Source organism: Pseudomonas sp. Ps21-P2 (assembly GCF_039672565.1).
Taxonomy (GTDB): domain Bacteria; phylum Pseudomonadota; class Gammaproteobacteria; order Pseudomonadales; family Pseudomonadaceae; genus Aquipseudomonas.
This window is the reverse complement of record NZ_JBDFPL010000012.1, coordinates 1-3570: the sequence shown is the minus strand read 5'-3', so window position 1 is coordinate 3570 and position 3570 is coordinate 1. Positions and strand designations below refer to the sequence as shown.

The following is a 3570-nucleotide window of genomic DNA, read 5'->3' as shown; positions in this document are numbered from 1 at the left end:
GAGGCCATTGGGGGCCACCCCCCCCCCCCCCCCCCTTCAAATACGCCAACCCCGCACGTAAGAGGTCTTTACCGTTTAACCCACATAGGCAAATGGCACTTCAAATTAAATCGAGCCTGTTCCCCCTCACCGTAATCAGCATGCTGAAAAAAGAAATAGGATTTAAGGGGGGCGTCCCCTTTACCCTATCGCCTTCTGTCATCTTGAGTAAGCAATAAGTTATCAAAGAACGCAACAAACTCTTCACCTATATCAGGGGCAACTTTTTTCAAGGTAATGAAGTACGTCCAGATAGGTGTTGGCGCCCCTAGGTCCATCTCGAGCCACTCTGCTTCACTTGCTGCACAGTGAATAGCAAAGCGAGCGAGGCCTGATGTTGTCACGCATAACTCCCTATAATCTTTCTCGATCGTCCAGAGTTTATGGACCATTTCCTGGGCACGCCCATCATTATGATCAATTAACTCGGTATCTGCGAAGTGCTGTAAATTCCGAGCTATGGTCTCTAGCCCGTCGGATGGGAGGGCGTGGACCATTTGAGCGCTAATCAGCTTAATCAGAAAACTTGCATAGCAGCGCCTAATTTCGTCATAGGATATTTTTTGCTCGTCCAAACGCTCGTTAATGCCCCTTATTGCTTTTAGTACTTGATCATCGGTCATTTCAAAGCTCCATCCTGTACACCGAGATTTTTCATTACGGGAACACACGACTCGCAAAAAACAAGCGGCTTTCCGTCGTTTCGAAGTGTCGTTGAGGTTCCTCCTTGCACAAGGGCTCGTAAATCATTCGCACACCGGACATCGTGCTGATTCGCAATCTGACTAAGTGCATCTGCTTCACCGCACCCCCCGTGAAATTTGGATCGATCATCTGGCGGAACGTCGTCGTATAGCTGTCTTACCACTGGGTGCGCAGCGCCGTTACCCAAGGCGCCTACGCTATAACCGAACTGAGTTTCTGGCAGGTTCTTTGCCTCAATAGCTGTACGCGCGCCTTCATTGTTTGGCGTTATCCCCTTTAACCGGGCAAGTCCCAGCGGGTCGATCCAAGACGTCGGATTTGGCACGTAGTGGTAGAGGTTTAGCCCACCACTGTAGCCAATCGGATCCTTGCTAATAAACCGTCCGACCCTCGGATCATAGTACCGATGGCGGTTGTAGTGCAGGCCGGTTTCGTGGTCGTGGTATTGGCCTTGGAAGCGGATGGGATTGGTCAGGCCGACTTGTTGGGCGAATTCGGAGCGCTGTTCGCTTGCTTCGCCCCACGCTTTGTATTGCGCGCTCCAGGCGGTGTTGCCGTTTTGATCGGTGATTTCCTGGGGCGTGCCGAGGTGGTCGCATTGGTACCAGGCGAGGACGTCGATAGGCATCGCTGTGGGTTTGTAGTTCCAGAGCGGGTCTTCTTTGAAGTTGTAGCGGCCGGTGTAAGTTGGCTGGCTGACGAGGCGGATGGTTTCGTGGCGGATGGCCTGCGCCACGGGAACGAAGGTGCCGGGCTCATGGATGTAGTGGACGGTGCGGCCGAGGGCTCCGGCGTGGGGCGGAGGGCTGCTTTCCCAGGCGATGTTGTCGCCGTCCCAGCCGTACAGGGTGAAGCCGCAGCCGAGTTCGCGCTCTTTGCTGGCGTGTTCGTTTTCGTTCCAGCCTGTGCCGGCTTCGGGACGTGGCCTGTATTGCGCTTTCGAGAATTTGTAGAGGCGGCGTCCGAGGGGGTCGTAGCCGAAGTCCACAGTCAGACGCGGATCTCGAAAATGCACAAGGCGATCAAAGAGGTCCCAGTGCAGTTCGCTGCGCAGGCCGTTGGTCCAGCGCTCGGTCTGGTTGCCGCGTTCGTCGTATTCGTAGTGGTTGCCGGCGTAGTCGCGCAGCAGGTTGTCGACGAGTTTGTTTTGAGCCGGCTCGGGGTCTAGTGGGCGGCGCGCGGGTGCGGCGCTGTCATCGAGCAGGTTGCTCGCAGGGTCGAAGGCGAAGGTTTCCACGCCCAAGCGGCTGGTTGCGCTGAGCAGGCGACTGACCGGGTCGTAGCGGTATGAGAGCGGGCCTCGACGGCTGTCATTGATGTCGGTGAGTTGGCCAGCTGCGTCGTATCGGTAAGCACGTTTGATCAGGACGGATTTATCGTCGCTGCGCCCTAACAATTGTTCCTGCAAGCGTCCCGCTGGGTCCCAAGTCTGGGTTTGCAACAGTTGGTTGCCCTGATGGCGGGCGACTTCGCGATGGAGGTCATCGCGTTCGTAACTGAGCAGTTCGTGCTCGTCGAGCTTGAGGCCGAGCAGATGGCCGCTGCCATAGGTGAGCCAGCTGACGCGATGGCCGTCCGGGCGGATAGTCGCGACGCGGTTATTGAGCGCGTCGTACTCATGCTGCCAGACGGCAACCAGGGGTTTATCCAGATTCGAGTAATGCTGGTGCTCGCGCAGCAAGTTTCCAGCGCGATCATGAAACCACTGCAGGCGGCTCGCGGCGTTGGTCGCCATGACCAGGTTTCCGTTGCCGTCGTAGGCAAAGGTTTCGTTCTGGGACTTTTCGCCGAGGGTTGCACGGCGTTCGGTCAGGCGGCCCATGGGGTCGAAGGTCAGCGCAATCGTGCGCTGGCCATTCACCGTCTGAGCAAGCCTTCCTGTTTCGGGATCATATTGATAGCGGCTAGAACGCCCATCGAAACCTCGCTCTTCCAGCAGCCTGCCCACAGGATCGTAGTGAAAATGCGCACTGCGTTCGTTTTCGTTTTCCAGCGCCACCAGCCGGCCAAGTTTGTCCCAGCGGTAACGCAAGGTTTGTTCGGCGGCATCGACACGTTCGGCGATAAATCCCGCAGCGCTGTAGCGCCAGGTGGTGCAGCGCTCCAGGCCATCGGAATGGGCGAGTAAACGACCTTCGGCGTCGCGGCTAAAACGTTCTTCGGGTTTGTCCGGATGCTTGATCAACACCAACTGGCCGGCTTTGTATTCGTACGTCGTGCTATGCCCGGCCGGGTCGGTGAAGCCAACCATCTGGCCGCGTTCGTCGTATTCCCAAGTGCTGACCTTGCCCGAGCAGTCGGTGTACTTAACGAGCTGACCCGCGTCGTTGTAGGCCAACGACTTGGTATTGCCGTTGGCGTCCTTGATCGCCGTAGGAAGACCAAACGAGTTGTAGGCGTACTCAGTGACGTTCTCCAGCGGATCAATCGCCTCAACGAGATTGCCGCGAAGGTCATAGTCCCGTTTCCACAGCCCACCCTCGCCATCGCTGATTTTTATCAGATGGCTTTTTTCGTCGTAGGCGTAATTCATCACGCTGTGATCAGCGCGGGTGTGCTCGGTCAGGTTGCTGAGTTTGTCGTAGCGATAGCGGTCGGTACTGCCGTCGGTATGAACGTGGCGAATTATGTTTTTGGCGGCGTCGCGAAAGAACCACTCCGAACGCCCGTCCGCCTGGCAAATGCGATAGGTGTAACCGAGGCTGTCGTAGTAGTGCCGGGTTTCGTGACCGAGGGCATCAGTGACGTAGGTCAGGCGGATGTTTTCATCCCACGCCAATCGCGTATCAAAACTGCCGTCGTCGGCCCACTCGCGGATGGCTTTGG

The 3570-nt window shown here is 56.8% G+C and carries 1 protein-coding gene and 1 pseudogene; both read right to left on the bottom strand.

Annotation, left to right across the window (positions count from 1 at the left end; all coding sequences use genetic code 11):
- Positions 1-185: 185 nt before the first annotated feature.
- The gene (locus tag ABEH28_RS24725) at positions 186-662 is read right to left on the bottom strand and encodes a hypothetical protein (RefSeq protein WP_346631346.1); all 477 of its coding nucleotides are present in this window, start codon (positions 660-662) and stop codon (positions 186-188) included.
- 362 nt (positions 663-1024) lie between these two features.
- Positions 1025-3570, bottom strand: a pseudogene (locus tag ABEH28_RS24720) (RHS repeat-associated core domain-containing protein); the annotation flags it as partial.

Bases quoted from the DNA above. Each gene is read 5' to 3' on its own strand.
- ABEH28_RS24725 (WP_346631346.1), bottom strand. From the start codon at position 662: ATGACCGATGATCAAGTACTAAAAGCAATAAGGGGCATTAACGAGCGT.